Raw genomic sequence first — 17,378 nt, 5'->3', positions numbered from 1 at the left:
TTTTTTAAAATCTTAAATACATAGGGTTTTAAACCATCTTTGTTTATACTTGTCTCTACTATTCTTGTAACGCTAAGGCACTTTTTATCACCTTATGAATACGATACTTTTAATTATTATGTTTCTGTTGGTCATTCTTGGCCTACTATTCTTTATCAGAAAACAGCTTCGCAGTGAAAAAGAAAGAAAAGAGAAGATTCAAGATGAGCTTGATAAGGCTGAAGAGGCCGCCAGAAAGCATAAAGCTTACTTAATCGAAAGCATCCAAATTATAGCGAAGGGTGTTCTAGAGGAGCAGTGTGGTGTAACGGAAGGCTGTATACGACTCAAGGTGTTAATAGAGAATATCGCGCCACACTTATTACATCATGCTGACTTAAAGGCCATACAATTGATCTTTGATAAAACTTCGCACATACCACTACTGAATGATTGGAAAGCACTGACGGCATCAGAGAAAGAGACGTTTTTAGCTGAAATGGCCGATATCGAAAAAATGTATCGGTCTGATGTTCAGGCTGCCGCTCATTTTATATTGCAGTATCCGTTCAATCAGACCCAGCAATGATAGAGTTTTTTGTTATTTTTGTTATTAGTGCACTATTTCTGGGGCTAGTTGGCGTTGCACTTGCTTTTGGTCGCTCGCCTAGTTATCGACCCGACCGAGGGTATGTCTTGAAACTGCTGAGAGGCATCCAGGATGGCACAACAGAGGCCCATGTATGGGATATGTTTATCGGTTATCCTATAGGGCATGACCCTGAATTGGAGCTTTTGCGTAGGGAAATTGTAGCTATACATGAAGGGGATGAAAAACATCCGCCAGCACCTTCAGGTATTAATGATTTTATATACGATCGTGAGACACGGAAGCGCTTGTTGGTGATTGAGCAAAAGCTCGAAACGTTGATAGAAAGTCAGCCTATTATTAGGGACTTTTAAACAGTCTTTATGTGTCTTCAATTTGTACAACGCGTTTTAGACGGTAATAGGCTTTCCAAATCGTTTTTATATCATTGGTCTTTATCGCATCTGATAATGCTGCTGCTGAGTGTTCAATTTCAGGTTTTTCAAATATACCTGAAAACCCCTTAAGTTGATGTAAATTTTTATCCATTTTTGTGTAGCTTCTGTTTTTCATAGAAACTTCTATTTCATTAATTTGATCCATCAACTCATTCTTCAACTCACTGATGGTGGTGAGCTGTCGTGTTTCTGTAAAACGTATTTCAATTTTTGGTAAACGACTGTCTTTTTTAGCAAGAGCAGAGTTTAATATATCTGAAAGTTTATCAATATTTATAGGCTTTAATAAGACTTTAAAAATACCTGTAGCATTCAACGCCTCCCTTTCTCTAGGGGAAATATTGGCCGTTAATGCGACAATTTCGAGCTCTGGATGCGTTTTCTTAAGTAATTTTGATGCTTGAATGCCATCCATATCCGGCATATTTATATCCATCATGATTAAGTCAGGTGTACTCATTTTGACTTTTTCTATGACTTCTAGACCTGTTTCTGCGTTCCGAACAGTAGCTCCAGCTTCTGTTAGCATTCGATTTATAAGTAGGCGGTTATATTTGTTGTCCTCTGCAACCAGAATATCCAGTGGTGTATGGAGCCTTGGAATAATTTGATTTTCTTCTGTATACTGAATGTTACGAAATCCAAGTGTACTGTACAGCTTGCTTGGTGATACAGGCTTACTTAATAGTTGTGTATTTTTGTCTCTTACTGAAAATTTACGATCTGATGGAACCATAAAAATTAATTTGATGGATTTATATTTGTGTCGAATTTGACGAAGAGTCATCTGCAACAGGCGATCATTTGTAAGTTTTGGGGGAAACCCAACGACAATGCAACTGAAAAATTGCTTGCTTTTTAAAAGATCTTTTATCGAGCTATATTCTTTTGAGTAATCAGTCACATTTTGTAATTGGGAATGTAGAGCTGATGAGACTTTAGGGTGAGGATCGTATATTGCTACACTAATTGGCAGCATTTCAGGAAGTTCATTTCTAAAAACATGTGTTTTGATTGGTAGGTTAACAACAAATTCTGAGCCTATACCCTCACTACTTTCTACACAAATACTGCCTTGCATGAGACTAACCAGTCGATTCACAATGGCTAATCCAAGACCTGAGCCACCAAAACGTCGACTGATGCTGCTATCGGCTTGAGTAAAGGATGAGAAAAGCGATTGCTTGTACTCTTCAGAAATACCGATGCCAGTATCTCGAATGGATATTTTTAAAGCTCCTCCATTCTTATGATCATAGTAGGGCGATATGATGACCTCACCTTGTTCTGTAAATTTTATCGCATTGCTGACGAGGTTTGTAATAATTTGTCGAATGCGAGTTGGATCCCCTTTCAGATAGGGTGGCAGTGCATTTATTGGATTATAGATAAGCTCAAGGCCCTTTCCATGTGCAGTGGGGGCTTGCATTTCTAATGCTTTATAGAACAATTCTGATGGGCTAAAGCTGATCTCTTCAAGCCTCATAACGTCAGACTCTAATCGAGTGAAATCTAAAATGTCATCAATAATGGTTAGTAGTGTTTGCGAGGTTTGATCAATAATTCGTAGATAGTTTTGTGTCTCCTCAGGACGGTTGTTTAGCTTGAGCATTTGTGTAAAACCGATCACGGAGGTTAAGGGCGTTCTAAGCTCGTGACTCATACGTGCTAAAAATGCATCCTTTGCATGGTTGGCATCATCTGCTTTTTCGCGCGCTTTTATGAGCTCTAAGTTGGTTGTTTCAATGTCGTGGAGGCTGCGTGAGAGCGCTTTTGTTGCTTTTTCAATTCTGAGTTCTGCTTCTCGGCGACTTAACTGAACATTGGCAGCAAGCTGATTAATACCACTGGATAGCATGTTGAGCTCCAATGTGGCTGAGTTGCGCGCACGAGCATTTAGCTCCCCGCGTTGAAGTCGTTTGATGACTTCAGTTAGACCGATGATGGGCTCTGTAATGCGTCGACCAAAGAATTTGGCTAACATCAATGTGATGATGAAGCCAATCATGATGATTTGTAAACTGCCTAAAATAATATGGTTTTGGCGTTTGATCATGGGTTTAGCTGAGACTAAGAGAATGACCCAGCCGATAATCTCACGCTGTGTATCAGCTATAGCGTATTCGGGATTATCACTAAATTGTATTGGACCGACTCGAACCGGCTGCATGAAGTACCAATAGTCGTCAATGATTGTAAATTCGTCGACTAATAAATCGATGGGTAGCTCTTGATCTTCTGTTCTAAAAACAACATTTTTGTCTACATCAAGGAAGACGACATCTGAGATCATGGGATCTTTAAGCAGTTGTGTGCTTAAGGGGTTGAGTTCACTGACATTCCCGCTAAAAATTCCAAAGACAGAGGCCGCTGATAGTAAACGTGTCAATTCTGTTCCTTTATCGATGAGGGCGTTGCGTGAGTCATCGAGTTTTGTTGTGGTAAAGTAGAAACCTAGGATAAGCGTTAAGACCAGCATGGGTGCGAGAGAGAGGAATAAAACGCGGCTACTTAAAGAAGACTGAGTGATTGCCATGATTACTTACCCGCCTTGAGTGCATCCAGCATTTCATCGACTTCAGGGAGAGTGATTTGAAGTGTTCTAGCGGCACTGCGATTAACACTTAACGAGAAATAATTTGGAAAGCTAGGTGGCGGTAAGTATCTGTGTTCCATAAAGAAATCAAGGATTTCACCTGTCTGACGGCCTATCTGTGTTGGAGTTGAATAGAGACCAATCACCGCACCTGCATCGACGTAACTTGCTGAAAATCCGATTAAAGGAACCTTATTTCTGAGTGCTATATACAAGGACCAACGTGTAGCACTTTTGTTGAAAAGAGCATTGTCGGGTAATGACAAAAACACATCACTCTGTTCAATGATCGGGGTTAATTCTTGCACAGGGTTGTCAGACTCGAACAAGCGAGCCGATATAGGTGTGAAGTGATGCTTTCGACTATAGGCGTCAAAATGCGCTGTCAAGTGGTGTGAGTTTGGACCCAGCAGGGTTCCTAAATATTGAGCTTCAGGCTTAATCAGACGCGCTAGGTGAACCTGTCGTTCCAAGGGTTGATCCAAGAAGAGCGCAGAAAGGTGCTCTTGGCTAAGCCTAAGAGATGCTTGAGTGGTTTGTAAAATGAGCTCATAAGCTTGTGACGGTAAGAAGGTGCAAAATAGGTATTGATGACTTTGAATAGCGGTTAAAACACTTTGGCAAGCGCGCGCGCCTATCGCTATGAATAACTGTGATGAAGCAAGTGTCTGTGTTTGATCAGACAGTGAATACACTTGTACCGGATGATGGCTTGTTTGTTCCATTGCTGAAACAACGTTGAGGTAGGTTTGGGTGTTTTCACTTAAAACAACACTCACAGCTGCATAGGATTTAATGATGGATAAACAGAGCACTAAAAGAATACAAAGCGCCATAAAGAGTTTTTTCAGTGATACTTTTAATGTTAGGTATCCATTCATCACATGTTCCATTTGTGTATTCAATCAAGGCTGTATTTCATTTGAAGAAATACTCGCCGTCCGAAATGATGATCCTGGTAAAACTCCTGATATGTTTTCCCTAAGACGTTTTGCAACGTCAGCGATATCTCGACCTCAGACTGTTTAAGACTTGACCAGCGTCTTGCAAGGCGAAGGTCATTCCTCGTATAGCTAGGCTGCTCTTTTAACGTGCCATAGGTTTTTCGCCATTTAGCGGAGCTAACCTGATAATGACCAACACTGAAATTCCAGTTATCCCATGGCTTCCAGTGTATCAGTATTGACGTGCTATGCTTTGGAGTCAATCGTTGGCTAGGAAAATTTTCATAGATTCCTTGGCTCCACTCCGATGTCTTATTGTCTATATACGTATAATTCATCAACAAATTTAGGGTATCGTTCACTTCCCATTTGAATTGGGTTTCGATCCCCATATTTGCCCAAGCCGCATTATTTTCTTTTTTTCCGGGTTGAAAGTCATCCTGAGTTTTGCGGGTGGCAATACCCTGTGTAACGCGTTCGTAAAAAAGGCGATTATCTAGGTATGCATTCAAAGGAGTAAATGCATGTAAAATGCCTACTTCCCAACTGTTAATCTGTTCTGAGTTCAAACTTGTGTTACTGACTTCTAAAGGAATATAGCCAAACTGTGTATTAATCCCGAAGTTGACGGACTGCTCTAATATAGAAGGTAAGCGCTTACTTCTACTAAATCCTATGCGACCTAAGGTGTTATCTTTGAATGAGTAGTTTATGCCCAGTCGAGTCGATTCAGCCTGATCATCCGTGTCGCGTTGTTCGTAAGATAGACCAAGGTTGAGATTGAGTTTGGGTGTAAGTGTTAATACGCTGTTATTGAAAAGACGTATGCTGTTTGCATGAATGCGTTCTTGCTGCAGGAGTGCTGGGCTTACTGTTTTTTCATAGCGATGTTGAAGACCTGTGTAGGTCCTAAAATGGGTGATTGGTGTGTATTCAAAGCCTAAAAGCGTACTGAGTGTTTGCGCTACACCATCTTCTCGATACCCCTTGTAATTTGGGTTAAGCGCTAAAAAGTCTTGAGCATCTTTAAGCGTATTCATGTTACTAAATTTCAGTAATGTGTACGGATCGGGTGTGTGCTCTTTCAATTTAAGATTTTGATAGGCATGGTCAAAATGCAAGGTCAAGGCTGGGCTAATCGTGGACGACCAACGCAGCTGTTGATAAAACGTTCGGTAGTCTTGTTGAGTAATATAACGCTCGTTTTCAGGGAAGGCATGATAGGGGTAGAGGTAGCCAATATCATTAAAACCCGTGTCTATCCCAACTCGATAGCTTATTTGTGTATGCAAGTTAGGAGAAAACTCAATCCTCGCGTTCAGAGCATTGCGCCGACTGCCATCATTAAAGCGCTTATTGCCAGTATTTTCAGTATAAAAACCAGAGAGTGAATAGAAAAATCCACGATTTTGTTCAGAAAACTTGGCGTGTACTTGACGAGTGTTAAGGGAGCCAAAGGTGGTTGATATTTCAGCTTTTCCCATCATTGCCGGATGGCGTGTTATAAAGTTAATTGAACCTAAAAATGCATTAGAACCCAAGGTTGCGGTATTGGAACCACGAATGACTTCAACTCGTTCAATATCAGTGGGTAGTAAGCCAATGCTATTCCAGTGAACCGTAGACAGTAAGGGAGTATAAACAGAGCGTCCATCGATCATAATTTCAAGATGGTTGGGAAATTGGTCATTTACAGAATGGTAACTCGTACCAAATACGTTGCTATTGATGTGGAAGCTTGAAAGCCGGGAACAAGGCGTAAGATATCTACAAGGTGCTGAGCACCAGAGGCCTCAATGGTTTCTTTATCAATGATAGTTACGGAAGACGGCGCTTCTAGCAGAGTTTGAGCCATCAGTGTTGCCGATGTCACGATGGGTATCTGCGTGAGTAATGCCGCTTCAGAAAGGTCTTTTGCTGAGATGTTCAGACATATAACGGTTAAGCTAAACAGTAGGATTATTCTACGTGCATGGGAGATATAATATGAAAAAAACAAAATGATTACATCCTTGTGGATCACGCGACTTACGCTAATTAGTACGTTAAACGCAGTTGTAGATAGGTTCTGCGTTCAAAATCATGGTAATCGTAAAACTCTTGGTAGGTTTTATTGAACGCATTTTGCACAATTACGACTGTTTCTAGCTCTTGCTTTGCTCCTATGCGCCATTGCTTCGATAGGCGCACATCGGTTCTATTATAGGCATTTTTGTCATCGCCTTCTAGCCAATGTACGTTTCCCATAAAGTAATGAGAAGCGCTCAGTTGCCAATCAGGAGCGGGTGACCAGTTTATCAGGAGAGACGCTGTGTGCTTTGGTGATAGCATGGAACGATTAAAAAAACCACCGCCAATACCATCATTTGTCCATTGAACTGCGTCTGTATCGATATAGGCATAATTGGCTAAAAACCAAATATCGTCATTCAGCTGCAGTTTTAGTTGCGTTTCAATCCCTTGATTGCGCCACTCGCCAATGTTGCGATTTTGTCGGGCTCGTTGACTGGGGTGCTCCTCTTGCACTGCGAGATTGTAACTGGCGATACCTTGAGTCACCTTTTCGTGGAATAGTCTAAGATCAATATAACCTGGGAGATGTGAGAATTTATGAATAAAGCCGATTTCACTGCTGTTTATCTGTTCAGGTTTCAGGTTAGAGCTGGCAATCACGGAGGTGTCATAAGCGCTACCATCAGGGTTATAGAGTGTAAAATTATGGTGACGCTCTACGAGAGAAGGTAAGCGCTCACTTTCGCTATACCCTAGTCGAAGTGTGCTATTGTCCGTTAAGCGATAATTGCCACCGATGCGATAAGAGTGTGCAGCTGAACCGCCTTCTTGCTTTTCAAATAAGGCGCCCATATTGAGTATCAGGTTTGGCTTGATGCTGTATTGGAGATGGTCAAAGATGCGAATGCGTGTGCTGCTCACATTTCCATCCTGAAATAGAATACCGCTCTTTCCTTGGTCGTAACGTAAGCCCATACCTGCGGTGTTTTGCAACTTGCCCTCTTGGTGATTGATCGCGAGTTGTAAATCGTGTTGAGTAGTTGATCCATCTTCACCTAAGCCTCTGAAGCCTGGATTTGTGTCAAGTAACGATTGCATCTTTCGATAACTTGCACTTTGTCGAATAGCATCCGGGTTCGATCGCCATTCTGTGTAGTCACTAGGTTCCTTAAAAAAACTCGGCAATAAGTCATCAAGAGACTTATTTTCTTCCTCCAAACGAACATGACTGCGATAAGCCGTTAAATTGATTTGGGTTTTATCAGACAAATCTCTGCGCCAGCGAAGGTGTTGGTAGTCAGCATCATAGTCTCGACGAGCTGTATATATACTATAAAGACGATAGGATGGGGCTTTAAGTGAGCCAATCGTAATATGGCCAGTATCATACCCTAGCCAGACATCCACTTGGTCTTGCAAGGTAGGAGAGAAGCTACCTGCAAATGACATATAACTACGTTGGCCACCATCTTGGAAGCGTTTTGAGCCTGAATTGCTTTCATGACTAAGGCTTACGCGGTAATGACCGGATGCATTGGCTTCGGTAAAGCGTACATGTGCCATCTGTGTGTCTAAAGACCCTAATGTCGAGCTGAGATGCAGGCGTGGTTCGGCGGCCGGATGACGCGTAATAATATTGATGGCGCCCATAAACGCATTTGAGCCATGAGTGGCTGTATTTGAGCCTCGAATGACTTCAATTCGCTCTATGTCAGAGATATGCAGACCAAGAGAGCTCCAATCGGGTGCTGAAATGAGCGGCATGTACACCGAACGCCCATCAATCATCACTTCTAACCGGTTAGGGAAGTCGTTTGTAAAGCCATGGTAAGTGACGCCAAATTTATTGGTATTGACATGGAAGGTTTGAAAGCCGGGCACTAGCCTAAATAAATCTGGAACAGTGATTGCACCTGAGGCGGTAATGGTTGCCTTATCAATGACGGTTATGGATGCGGGTGCTTCGGTAAGGTTCTGTGATAATCGCGTGGCTGAGGTGACGACGGGAATATCCGTAAAAAAGTCATTTTCAGTTGGGAAAATTAAGTCGGTTTGAGCATAACTAATCGATACACAAGAGCATGCTGTGAGGAGTATCAATAGAATAAAAGATCGAATTGAAAAAGGGCGATTAGGCATTAATTCTCTTCTACACTGGGTCATAACTCATAATAGATGAACTATACCGGATGCCTGCAGAAATTAACACGCCATCACTCAAATACAGAATTACCCTTTAGTGGGTAACTCTGTAAGTGTCGAGCGACAATCACTTACTGGCGAATGCTTCTATGACCAAATCAAGATACACTTTCTCGGCTGCAGGGCCTAAATTAAAGTTTGCACCAAAGTCAGGAAGATTCAGTTCTGCGGTACCAACAAAGCCTGTTCTGTATCCACCCCAAGGGTCTTGACCTTCACCCACTTTTTCAACTTGGATAGCAACAGGTTGGGTTTGGCCTAAAAAGGTCAGTTGTCCTGACATAACTCCCTTGCCATCACCTAGGTCTTCATAAGAGGTGCTAACGAAACGTGCGTCTGAATATTGGCGAACATCAAAGAAGTCAGAGCTGCGAATGTGACGGTCGCGTTCAGCATGATTACTGTCGACGGAGGCTGTGTTAATCACGACTTCTAGTTTAGTGTCTTCTGGGCGATCTGAATCATAGGAGTAAGTGCCTGAAAACTCGTTAAAGCGTCCAGTGACATAACTAACACCTAGGTGATTGATTTTGAAGTTAATAGAGGCATGAGCACCTTGAGTGTCAATCACATAATCAGCTGCAAAAATAGGGCTTGCAACTAAAGCACCTACCAAGGCAAATGGCTTGAGTTTTTGAAAAATCATTGAGAGTCTCCTTTGATGCCCAGCATGCGGCTGAGCGTATTGTCTTTCGATATATAATGATGTTTGAGCGCCGCTAGCGCATGCAAACCGACTAAAATCATCATCAGCGTTGATGCGTAAAAATGTATGTCGCCAGCTAAATCTTCTTGTCGAGTTGCTAGAAAAGGTAAAGCAGGTACACTGAACCAATCGAACACTTGAATACTGCGTCCATCCGCCGTCGAGAGTAGGTAGCCAGAGAACACGACAACAATTAACAGCAAATACAATGCAATATGACCGGCTTTGGCGGCGATAGTTTCCAATGAGCTTGATGAACGTATCTGGGGTTTTGGCATCAAAGCAGACCAAATCATTCGTATGATCAGAAAGCACGCCACTAAAATACCAATGCTACGGTGAATATTTGGGTAGATACGATAACCAGGGTCATAATACCCTAGAGAGACGATATACAAGCCAAGGGGGTACATTCCTAGAATTGTTAGCGCCATTAGCCAATGAATACTGATGCTGACCCAGCCATATGTCTCGGTTGTATTAACCCATGAACGCGTAAATTTCATACTCTACCTTTGTCTAAATGTCTCAGTGTAGAGTAAAGAATTCGGGCTTATTCGTCTAATGCATTATTTGGATAGCGACTATGCATAAAGTGAATTTTGCAAATTTAGATTTGAATTTATTACGTGTTTTGCATTGTTTGTTAGATGAAAAGCATGTCTCGAAAGCAGCAGATCGTTTGCACTTAAGTCAGCCCGCGGTGAGTCGCGCCTTGGCACGCCTTAGGGAAAGTTTAAATGATCCATTGTTAGTGAGGACGGCTCAAGGCTATGCACTCAGTGCGCGAGCGGAGTCTATGCAATTGGAGTTGGCTGAGGTGCTGCGCTCCATTGATCGAATGATTGCTAAGCCTGTCTTTGATCCAGCGACGGATCGCGGTGTGATCAAAATGACGGGGTTGGATTTAGAGTTGGCGCTTTATGTGCCGCAATTGGTTCAGCGTATGCGAAGGTTAGCCCCTTTTATGCATTTGGAAACTGTGCGGCAAGAGTTGGATAGCTTTTCCATGTTGGATAAGGACGATGTGCAGCTGAGTCTAAGTGGTTTAGAGCCTGTGACATCGGGGGGGAGTTTTCATCGAGTAAAGCTGGATACAATGCCTGTGGTGTGTTTGATGGATGAGAATCATCCGCTCACACGATCAGAGATGACGGCTGAGGCCTACGCGAATGCTCCGCATGGCTTGGTTTCGATTACTGGACGTGGACCGGGCAGTATGGATCAAGTACTGGAGGATGTTGGGTTGCAGCGAGAGGTTGTCCTCCGCTTAAGTGGCTTTATGTCTGTTGCAGATTATTGTGAAGGCACCGATTTAGTTTTTACATTACCTTTGCGCCTTGCTCAACGTATTTCGGCAGGTCGAAGGCTCAAAATGTTGCCTTTACCCTCGGCTCTTCAGCGAGACCCAGTGGCGTTTTATATTTATTGGCATGCGCGTCACCATCATGATCCTCGACTGACTTGGGTGCGTTCGCAGCTCTTGGATATTACGCAAGAGCTGCCCCGTCTTTGAGGTGTATAGGTCTCGATTAGCAGCTGCCATCGCGTCTAGGTTGCTGATATGCCCAGTCGACGATGAGCTGTTGCATACGAGTTCCGTGGCCTTGATGCGCTTCAGGATGATTGATCATCAATACCACCATAATATCCTCATCACAACGGCTGCGAACGTACCCAGTAATGGCAGAGACTTGATTTAACAGTCCTGTTTTTAAATGCATACGCCCGGCTTTCGGATCGTTACGGTATTGGCGTCGTGTTGTGCCATCCACACCCGAAATGGACATAGATGACATGAACTCAGGGCGGTATGGGCTTTTCCAGCCAGCGTCTAAAACCTGGCCGAGTTGATTAGGGGTAATGCGAGCGGTTCGGCTGAGACCCGATCCATTCTCGATATACAACCCAGATGTGTTAACGCCTGCATTTGCGAGCGCATTGCTTAAGGCCACTCGTGCTTTTTCAAGGGTCGCAGGTGCACCTAAGCGCTCGGCACCCAGTGTTAGTGCCATGTGGCGCGTCATCACGTTATGGCTCCATTTGTTGGCGACCTTGATGAGATCGCCCAGTGGGCGAGACGAATGCACCATCACACGTTCACCCGCCAAAGGTGTACCCGAGTGAGAGCGAATCTGACCTGTGAGCTCACCGCCCCATTGCGCCCAATGCAAACGGAAAAGCTCAGCGGCGTTATACGCTGGATCGACAGCGCTTCTTAGCAGCTCATAAGGACCGCACTGCACAGGGTAGCTCCCACTCAGTGTGACTTGGTTTCCCGTTACATCGAAACGTATGCCGCGCTGCCACGCATCACAGCTACCAGATCCCCTAGTGAGCTGATTGCTAATGCGCAGGCCAGGTAAGGGAGGCTCAACTTCAACTCGAATCTGGTTTGTGCTGTTCTCTGGAATAATATGGAACTTCAGCGCATTCGAATTGACATGCAGGGCGTAAGGCAGTTGGTTGTAGGCTCTAAACGGTTGACCATCAAAGGCCCCTGGATCACCCGCTGGGAGGTTAAAGTAGCTGTCATCTAAAATAACATTGCCTTCAATACGTTTAAGTCCGGTTGTTCTTTGTAAGTCACGCAGCATACGCCAGTGCTCTTCGCTGACATGCCCCGGGTCTCCAGTACCACGGATAATCAAATCGCCACGCAAAACGCCGTTCACAATCGGAGCGGTTGTTCGTATTTCTGTGCGCCAGGTGTAGTCTGGGCCCAGCTCCAAGAGAGCCGCGAGGGTGGTTGCTATTTTGATGGTTGAAGCGGGATTGAAGAGCTTGTCGCTATTGTGACTCGCTAAAACCTGAGTGTCATTTGCACGTTTAATCCATATACCCATCGAGTCCAAGGGTAACGACTGTGAGCGTATTGTTTGCTGCAAGCTAGATGGAAGGCTATCCGCAAGCGTCATAGAGGATAGGCTGGTGTAACCCATGAACAGGGAAGCTATAAGCAAAAGGTGACGAGTTTTTCTTAACATGTTGAGTGCTCTTATCAATCCATTTGAGTAAAAATCATTTTGCTATCATACAGAGATTGTATGATCTCTGTCAGCGTCAAATACACATACACGCAAACACTGTGGTACTCTTCCATAAGAATACTTAAATATGACAAATGGTTAGGGGGAAAGAGGGCTATGCGAGTCAGCCAACGCTTGCGTTTAGGGGTTGAGTACCTGAATGTCATTCTGCCTTTTATTCTTCTTGGGGTTGTACTCTTTGCAATTGCATGGCCGTTTGTAGAGCCTGCACCGCCTGAGCGTTTTACCCTGTCAACAGGTGCGAGTGGTGGGGCATATGAGCAAACGGGGCATCGATATATAGATGCATTTGAGCAGGCTGGGTTTGAATTACAGGTTTTGCCCAGTGCCGGGTCTGTTGAAAATTGGCAACGTCTCTTACGTAAAGAAGTGGATGCTGCGTTGGTTCAGAGCGGTACCCTGCCTGAAGGTCAGTCCCTCCAAGACGTTCAAGCAGTTGTGAGCATTGCCTTGGAGCCTTTATGGGTTTTTTATCGTTCGTCTGTGATAGAGCCCGTCGAGCGGTTAAGTGATTTGGGTGGAAAACGCATCGCCATAGGTGCAGAAGGCAGCGGTACTCAGAGGTTGGTCAGTGCATTGCTAGACGAAGTGGGGATGTATGAAACCCTCACAGAGGGCACTGAGCTGGTCAGTCTAGGCGGGCGAGAAGCCGTTGAGGCCTTGCGTACAGGTGAGGTCGATGCTGCTGCATTTGTGATGTCCCCAGATGCTCCTTTAATGACCGATTTGTTGTTGGACCCTAACCTACAGGTGCTCGATTTTAAACGTGCGCAAGCGATTGCGCGTCGTTTACCTTACTTAACGGCAGTGGTGTTGCATCAAGGGGTGGTTGACTTAAAAAAGAATTTACCGCAAAGGGATATTCATCTGTTAGCGGCATCTACGTATTTGGCCATTCATCGTGAGACGCATCGCTCGATTGTCCAGCTCTTGATTGAAGCGGCCAAGCGTGATCAGACACGCGTAAGCTTGCTGGCAGAACCTGGATACTTCCCTTCCTTGAATCATATTGATTTACCCATTGCATCTGAAGCCGACTATTTTTTTCAGCGTGGCCCCAATATTCTGCATCGACACTTGCCCTTTTGGTTGGCATCATTGGTGGATCGTTTAGCCATATTGATTATTCCTCTGCTGGCGATCATGATTCCGCTTTTTCGCGTTGCTCCGCCGGCTCTTCGCTGGCGAGTTCGTCGACGTATTTATCGTTGGTATAAAAAGTTGCGTGTGATCGATGCGGACTTAATGCGCTCAGATACGCCTATTGAACTGATTCGACAGGATTTGAAACTCGTGAGTCACTTTGAGGATGATGTGGCCAATACGGAGGTCCCTTTGTCCTATATGGAAGAGTTTTATAATTTACGTTTGCATGTGGCTTATATACGAGAAAGGTTGGAGCGTCGTTTAGCTCACCTGGAGGATACGCATGGCACTCAGCCATAAAACCGAACGACCAATGTTGGTGCGAACCGATCAAGGCTATTGTTTGACTGGGCACTGGACCACCGATCATATTCAAGTACTTCAGCGTGTAACGCTCCCTCGTTTGGAGTCGGGAGCGATTGACTGGCACTCTCAAATTCAGTCATTGGATACAAATGGTGCTGTTTTTTTACTAAAACTGATTAAAGACAATCACTCAGTCTGGCCAAAAGGATTACTCACTGCACATGAGCGTTTGTTAAACTATGTGAGTCAGTATTCGATATCGGTTCCCGCAAAAGCCCCCGAGTTGAATATGCTGGCGGATATTGGCTACCGCGCGACGCAATCCTTGGCGCATGGACGTGAATTGCTGGAATTTTTTGGTCGTTTGTCGGCACTGCTTTTCAGTTTGCTGCTGAATCCACGGCAATTAAAAATTAAGATGCTGTTAGACGTTGTGCAGCGCGACGGCTTGCATGCCGTGCCGATTATTGCTCTTTTAGCCTTTTTACTGGGGGCGGTGATTGCCTATCAAGGTGGGTTGCAGCTGGCGACCTATGGCGCCAATATCTTTATCGTTGAGCTGGTTTCGTTAACCATGCTGAGAGAGCTGGCCCCTCTGATCTGCGCAATTATTGTGGCGGGGCGTTCAGGCTCTTCTTATGCCGCGCAATTGGCAACCATGCAAATGAATCAAGAGGTCTTGGCCTTACGTAGCTTGGGGCAGGACCCCTTTGCTTGGCTCATTTTACCCAAACTCTTGGGATTAATGCTGGTCATGCCATTATTGACCTTATTGTCTATGTTTGCAGGGATTGCGGGTGGTATGGTTGTCGCATCCTTACAATTAGGCTTGAGTCCACTTGAGTTTTTGCAAAGGTTTGGGACTGAAGTGGCCGTTATTCATGTTTGGGTAGGCTTGATCAAAGCGCCTGTGTTTGCCTTGTTGATTGTCAATGTGGGGTGCATGCAAGGTTTACTGGCGAAAGGGGGCGCTGAAGCGGTTGGACACAGTACGACTCGAAGTGTTGTGCAGGGTATCTTTTTAGTCATTATTGCCGATGCATTGTTTTCGGTATTGTTTGCACAATTAGGTTGGTAGACCCCAGAGGGTATGAATGACTGTTGTCAATCTTAAGGATATAAGCACACGATTTGGAACACATGAGGTCCATCGTGGCTTGTCGTTAGTTGTGGAAAAAGGTGAGCGTCTTGCATTGGTGGGAGGCAGTGGGTGCGGTAAATCCGTTTTACTGAGTGAGATCGCGTTGTTGCGTCAACCAGATGCCGGTGATATTCAGCTCTTTGGGCTTAGCTTCAATCACTGAATCAATCGGGAATGGCGCGTTTGCGTAAACAAATCGGCATGATGTTTCAACAGGGGGCTTTGTTTAGCAGTTTGACTGTACTTGAGAACATTATTCTCCCCCTAAGAGAGCATCAACGTTTACCTGAATCGCAACTACAAGAGTTGGCGATGCTAAAGCTAAAGCTGACGGGCCTTCCAGATATCGCAGCTTGGAAATACCCTCAAGAACTCAGTGGTGGAATGCTTAAGCGGGCCGCCGTGGCGCGAGCCTTAGCGCTCGATCCGGCCTTATTGTTGTTGGATGAGCCCACCGCTGGACTCGATCCAGCAGGGGCAAGTGATTTTGATGACATGCTGTTAGAATTGCACGCAACGTTAGATTTGACCTTAATACTGGTGACACATGACTTGGATTCTTTATGGAGAGTGACCAGTCATGTGGCTTTTTTAGGTGAAAAAAAAGTGTTGGCTAAACAGCCCATGTCTGAATTGTCAGAAAATGTACACCCAGAAATTCAGCATTATTTTAGTAATACCCGTGCTCGCCGTGCGGCGATAGAACTGGAGAGTTAAGTCTAATGAACCCTCGTATTAACTATACACTGGTGGGTGTGTTTGTTGTGTTTTTAACCTTAGCCGGTTTAGGTTTGCTGGCGTGGTTATCCCAAGATACTCGACAGCTTCAACGTCAGCCTTACGTGACCTATTTTAGCGAGTCTGTTGCGGGTTTAAATGAGCGGGCAACGGTGCGTTACTTAGGGGTTCCTGTAGGGATTGTTGAGCGGATTTCTTTGGATCAAGAGGTGGAGGGACGTGTACGCTTAGATCTTCGTATTGATCCAGAGACTCCTATTCGAGAAAGTTCAGTGGCAAGTCTTCAAAATCAAGGTATCACAGGTTTGCTGTTTGTCGAAATTAGCAGTGGTGAGGCAGGCAGTCCACGTTTAAAAACATCCGCAGACGCACCGGCTGTGATTACCAGTCGAGCGTCTCGTTTGTTGCAAATTGCTGATGCGTTAGGGGAGTCGTTGGGGCAAGTGAATGAACTGATACAGAATCTCAATAATCTAACATTTCAAATCAGTCTATTAACGGACGCTGAAATGCGCGATAAAATTGGTGCATTGTTGGACAGTGTGGTTCGATTAACAACGAGTTTTGATGCTCAGTTGGAAACCTTGGACTTGCAAGTCTATTCAGATTTGGCGCACTCGCTGATTCAATTGAGTGATGAAATGCAGCAGCAGCTAGTTCGTATACCGGATAGTGTTGATGGAATGGGACGCCAAGTGCAAGAGAGTCTAGAGCAAGCTGGTCGGCAACTGGCGTTAATTTCAAGAGACAGTCAGGCCACGGCACGTCAAGTCTCACCTGTGTTGTCTGAATTGGAAACTCTGTTGGAATTATTAAATCGAGATACAAATGTTTGGCTGAAGGGGGCGGGTAAACGGCCTCCTGGGCCTGGAGAAACCCCATGAAATACCTTCGCAATATTGTCAGTGCCTTGTTGCTTAGCACAGTAATCAGTGGCTGTGCTTTGTTGCCCGAGTCAGGTAATGCGCCCGTGCAGTTGCAGTTAATGCCGTTGCTACAAGAAAATCGGATGAGTGTCATCGAGGGCATAGATACGCCGGTATTGGTAATAGAACGCCCTCAGTCAACCGCAGCATTAAACGGTCGTGCCATTTGGTTTCAATCGGGACGTAATCAGCTGAGTCCTTTTCGCGATCACATTTGGAGTGAGTCCTTACCGCAACAGATTGAGCATTTAAGTATCGATTATTTATCTGGGCGCTTGTCTCAGGTCAGTGTGCATATGGACAGGCCCGGTATAGACTCTGACTATCGGCTACGGATTCATTTACATCAATGGCATTTAGATCAAACGTCTCAACGTTTGTTGGTGGTGATCCATGCCGATTTATTGCGTGCGGATGGACAACGAGTCGTCAGTTGGCAATGGCAGCATTCAGAAGCCTTGATGGACGTGAGTGCGCCGGGTTTGGCTGCGGCAGGACAGGTGTGGCTGCAAAAATGGTTGGATCAGGTTGCCGATGGACTGCAAGAGTATTTATAACCAAGGTGCATTAACGTGTGATGCGTG

At 44.7% G+C, this 17,378-nt stretch carries 17 protein-coding genes; 9 read left to right on the top strand and 8 right to left on the bottom strand.

The annotated features are described in order from the left end of the window. The first annotated feature begins 94 nt into the window (after window positions 1–94). Window positions 95–568 (top strand): DUF2489 domain-containing protein, encoded by a 474-nt coding sequence (locus D791_RS16810; protein WP_036514108.1) that lies wholly within the window; start codon window positions 95–97, stop codon window positions 566–568. Then, a complete protein-coding gene (locus tag D791_RS16805; protein WP_036514105.1) occupies window positions 565–942 on the top strand; it encodes a hypothetical protein in 378 nt (125 codons plus the stop codon). Before D791_RS16810 ends, D791_RS16805 begins: the two co-directional genes overlap by 4 nt. 7 nt (window positions 943–949) lie before the next feature. Here D791_RS16805 and D791_RS16800 read toward each other — a convergent pair whose 3' ends face one another. The 7 genes from D791_RS16800 to D791_RS16770 form a co-directional block, all read right to left on the bottom strand. Continuing rightward, window positions 950–3,562 (bottom strand): ATP-binding protein, encoded by a 2,613-nt coding sequence (locus D791_RS16800; RefSeq protein ID WP_036514102.1) that lies wholly within the window; start codon window positions 3,560–3,562, stop codon window positions 950–952. A gap of 2 nt (window positions 3,563–3,564) precedes the next feature. Continuing rightward, a complete protein-coding gene (locus D791_RS16795) occupies window positions 3,565–4,503 on the bottom strand; it encodes an ABC transporter substrate-binding protein (RefSeq protein WP_157682418.1) in 939 nt (312 codons plus the stop codon). A gap of 20 nt (window positions 4,504–4,523) precedes the next feature. Continuing rightward, complete coding sequence (locus tag D791_RS16790) at window positions 4,524–6,296, bottom strand: TonB-dependent receptor plug domain-containing protein (RefSeq protein ID WP_081763936.1); 1,773 nt, start codon at window positions 6,294–6,296, stop codon at window positions 4,524–4,526. After that, window positions 6,257–6,421 carry a TonB-dependent receptor plug domain-containing protein gene (locus D791_RS22105; protein ID WP_420329358.1) on the bottom strand — a complete coding sequence of 55 codons (165 nt, stop codon included), beginning with the start codon at window positions 6,419–6,421 and terminating at the stop codon, window positions 6,257–6,259. Before D791_RS22105 ends, D791_RS16790 begins: the two co-directional genes overlap by 40 nt. Window positions 6,422–6,603: 182 nt before the next feature. Further along, the gene (locus D791_RS16780) at window positions 6,604–8,718 is read right to left on the bottom strand and encodes a TonB-dependent receptor plug domain-containing protein (protein WP_036514091.1); all 2,115 of its coding nucleotides are present in this window, start codon (window positions 8,716–8,718) and stop codon (window positions 6,604–6,606) included. A gap of 130 nt (window positions 8,719–8,848) precedes the next feature. Continuing rightward, window positions 8,849–9,427, bottom strand: coding sequence for a YceI family protein (locus tag D791_RS16775; RefSeq protein WP_036514088.1), 579 nt, complete (start codon window positions 9,425–9,427; stop codon window positions 8,849–8,851). Further along, complete coding sequence (locus D791_RS16770; protein WP_036514085.1) at window positions 9,424–9,993, bottom strand: cytochrome b; 570 nt, start codon at window positions 9,991–9,993, stop codon at window positions 9,424–9,426. Before D791_RS16770 ends, D791_RS16775 begins: the two co-directional genes overlap by 4 nt. 80 nt (window positions 9,994–10,073) lie before the next feature. Between D791_RS16770 and D791_RS16765 the strand changes: the two genes are divergently transcribed. Further along, complete coding sequence (locus tag D791_RS16765; protein ID WP_036514082.1) at window positions 10,074–11,003, top strand: LysR family transcriptional regulator; 930 nt, start codon at window positions 10,074–10,076, stop codon at window positions 11,001–11,003. Between the two features lie 16 nt (window positions 11,004–11,019). Here D791_RS16765 and dacB read toward each other — a convergent pair whose 3' ends face one another. Then, window positions 11,020–12,474, bottom strand: coding sequence for a D-alanyl-D-alanine carboxypeptidase/D-alanyl-D-alanine endopeptidase (dacB, locus tag D791_RS16760; RefSeq protein ID WP_081763934.1), 1,455 nt, complete (start codon window positions 12,472–12,474; stop codon window positions 11,020–11,022). Between the two features lie 159 nt (window positions 12,475–12,633). On the opposite strand from dacB, the gene D791_RS16755 reads away from it, so the two are divergent. Genes D791_RS16755 through D791_RS16735 form a run of 6 tightly spaced genes read left to right on the top strand, consistent with a single transcriptional unit; the run spans window position 12,634 to window position 17,351 of the window. After that, entirely contained in the window at window positions 12,634–13,983 is a 1,350-nt protein-coding gene (locus D791_RS16755; RefSeq protein WP_051514643.1) for a TAXI family TRAP transporter solute-binding subunit, read from the top strand. Beyond that, window positions 13,967–15,067, top strand: a complete 1,101-nt coding sequence (locus tag D791_RS16750) for an MlaE family ABC transporter permease (protein ID WP_051514642.1) — start codon at window positions 13,967–13,969, stop codon at window positions 15,065–15,067. Before D791_RS16755 ends, D791_RS16750 begins: the two co-directional genes overlap by 17 nt. Before the next feature lie 16 nt (window positions 15,068–15,083). Beyond that, on the top strand, window positions 15,084–15,293 hold the full coding sequence (locus D791_RS21595; RefSeq protein ID WP_202806897.1) for an ATP-binding cassette domain-containing protein: 210 nt from the start codon (window positions 15,084–15,086) through the stop codon (window positions 15,291–15,293). Between the two features lie 20 nt (window positions 15,294–15,313). Then, window positions 15,314–15,847: an ATP-binding cassette domain-containing protein gene (locus D791_RS16745; RefSeq protein WP_202806896.1), complete on the top strand. Its 534-nt coding sequence runs from the start codon at window positions 15,314–15,316 to the stop codon at window positions 15,845–15,847. Between the two features lie 5 nt (window positions 15,848–15,852). After that, on the top strand, window positions 15,853–16,752 hold the full coding sequence (locus D791_RS19310; protein WP_051514641.1) for an MlaD family protein: 900 nt from the start codon (window positions 15,853–15,855) through the stop codon (window positions 16,750–16,752). Then, complete coding sequence (locus D791_RS16735; RefSeq protein WP_036514079.1) at window positions 16,749–17,351, top strand: ABC-type transport auxiliary lipoprotein family protein; 603 nt, start codon at window positions 16,749–16,751, stop codon at window positions 17,349–17,351. The genes D791_RS19310 and D791_RS16735 overlap by 4 nt, the downstream gene beginning before the upstream one ends. Window positions 17,352–17,378 lie beyond the last annotated feature (27 nt).

Source organism: Nitrincola nitratireducens, from assembly GCF_000585235.1.
Classification (GTDB): Bacteria; Pseudomonadota; Gammaproteobacteria; order Pseudomonadales; family Balneatricaceae; genus Nitrincola; species Nitrincola alkalisediminis.
This window is presented reverse-complemented; position numbering and strand designations above follow the sequence as displayed.

Excerpts from the sequence above, each read along its gene's own strand:
- D791_RS16775 (WP_036514088.1), bottom strand. The coding sequence starts at position 9,427 with ATGATTTTTCAAAAACTCAAGCCATTTGCCTTGGTAGGTGCTTTAGTT.
- dacB (WP_081763934.1), bottom strand. The coding sequence starts at position 12,474 with ATGTTAAGAAAAACTCGTCACCTTTTGCTTATAGCTTCCCTGTTCATG.
- D791_RS16805 (WP_036514105.1), top strand. The coding sequence starts at position 565 with ATGATAGAGTTTTTTGTTATTTTTGTTATTAGTGCACTATTTCTGGGG.
- D791_RS16780 (WP_036514091.1), bottom strand. The coding sequence starts at position 8,718 with ATGCCTAATCGCCCTTTTTCAATTCGATCTTTTATTCTATTGATACTC.
- D791_RS16810 (WP_036514108.1), top strand. The coding sequence starts at position 95 with ATGAATACGATACTTTTAATTATTATGTTTCTGTTGGTCATTCTTGGC.
- D791_RS16735 (WP_036514079.1), top strand. The coding sequence starts at position 16,749 with ATGAAATACCTTCGCAATATTGTCAGTGCCTTGTTGCTTAGCACAGTA.
- D791_RS16750 (WP_051514642.1), top strand. The coding sequence starts at position 13,967 with ATGGCACTCAGCCATAAAACCGAACGACCAATGTTGGTGCGAACCGAT.
- D791_RS21595 (WP_202806897.1), top strand. The coding sequence starts at position 15,084 with ATGACTGTTGTCAATCTTAAGGATATAAGCACACGATTTGGAACACAT.
- D791_RS19310 (WP_051514641.1), top strand. The coding sequence starts at position 15,853 with ATGAACCCTCGTATTAACTATACACTGGTGGGTGTGTTTGTTGTGTTT.
- D791_RS16755 (WP_051514643.1), top strand. The coding sequence starts at position 12,634 with ATGCGAGTCAGCCAACGCTTGCGTTTAGGGGTTGAGTACCTGAATGTC.
- D791_RS22105 (WP_420329358.1), bottom strand. The coding sequence starts at position 6,421 with ATGGCTCAAACTCTGCTAGAAGCGCCGTCTTCCGTAACTATCATTGAT.
- D791_RS16765 (WP_036514082.1), top strand. The coding sequence starts at position 10,074 with ATGCATAAAGTGAATTTTGCAAATTTAGATTTGAATTTATTACGTGTT.
- D791_RS16770 (WP_036514085.1), bottom strand. The coding sequence starts at position 9,993 with ATGAAATTTACGCGTTCATGGGTTAATACAACCGAGACATATGGCTGG.
- D791_RS16800 (WP_036514102.1), bottom strand. The coding sequence starts at position 3,562 with ATGGCAATCACTCAGTCTTCTTTAAGTAGCCGCGTTTTATTCCTCTCT.
- D791_RS16795 (WP_157682418.1), bottom strand. The coding sequence starts at position 4,503 with ATGAATGGATACCTAACATTAAAAGTATCACTGAAAAAACTCTTTATG.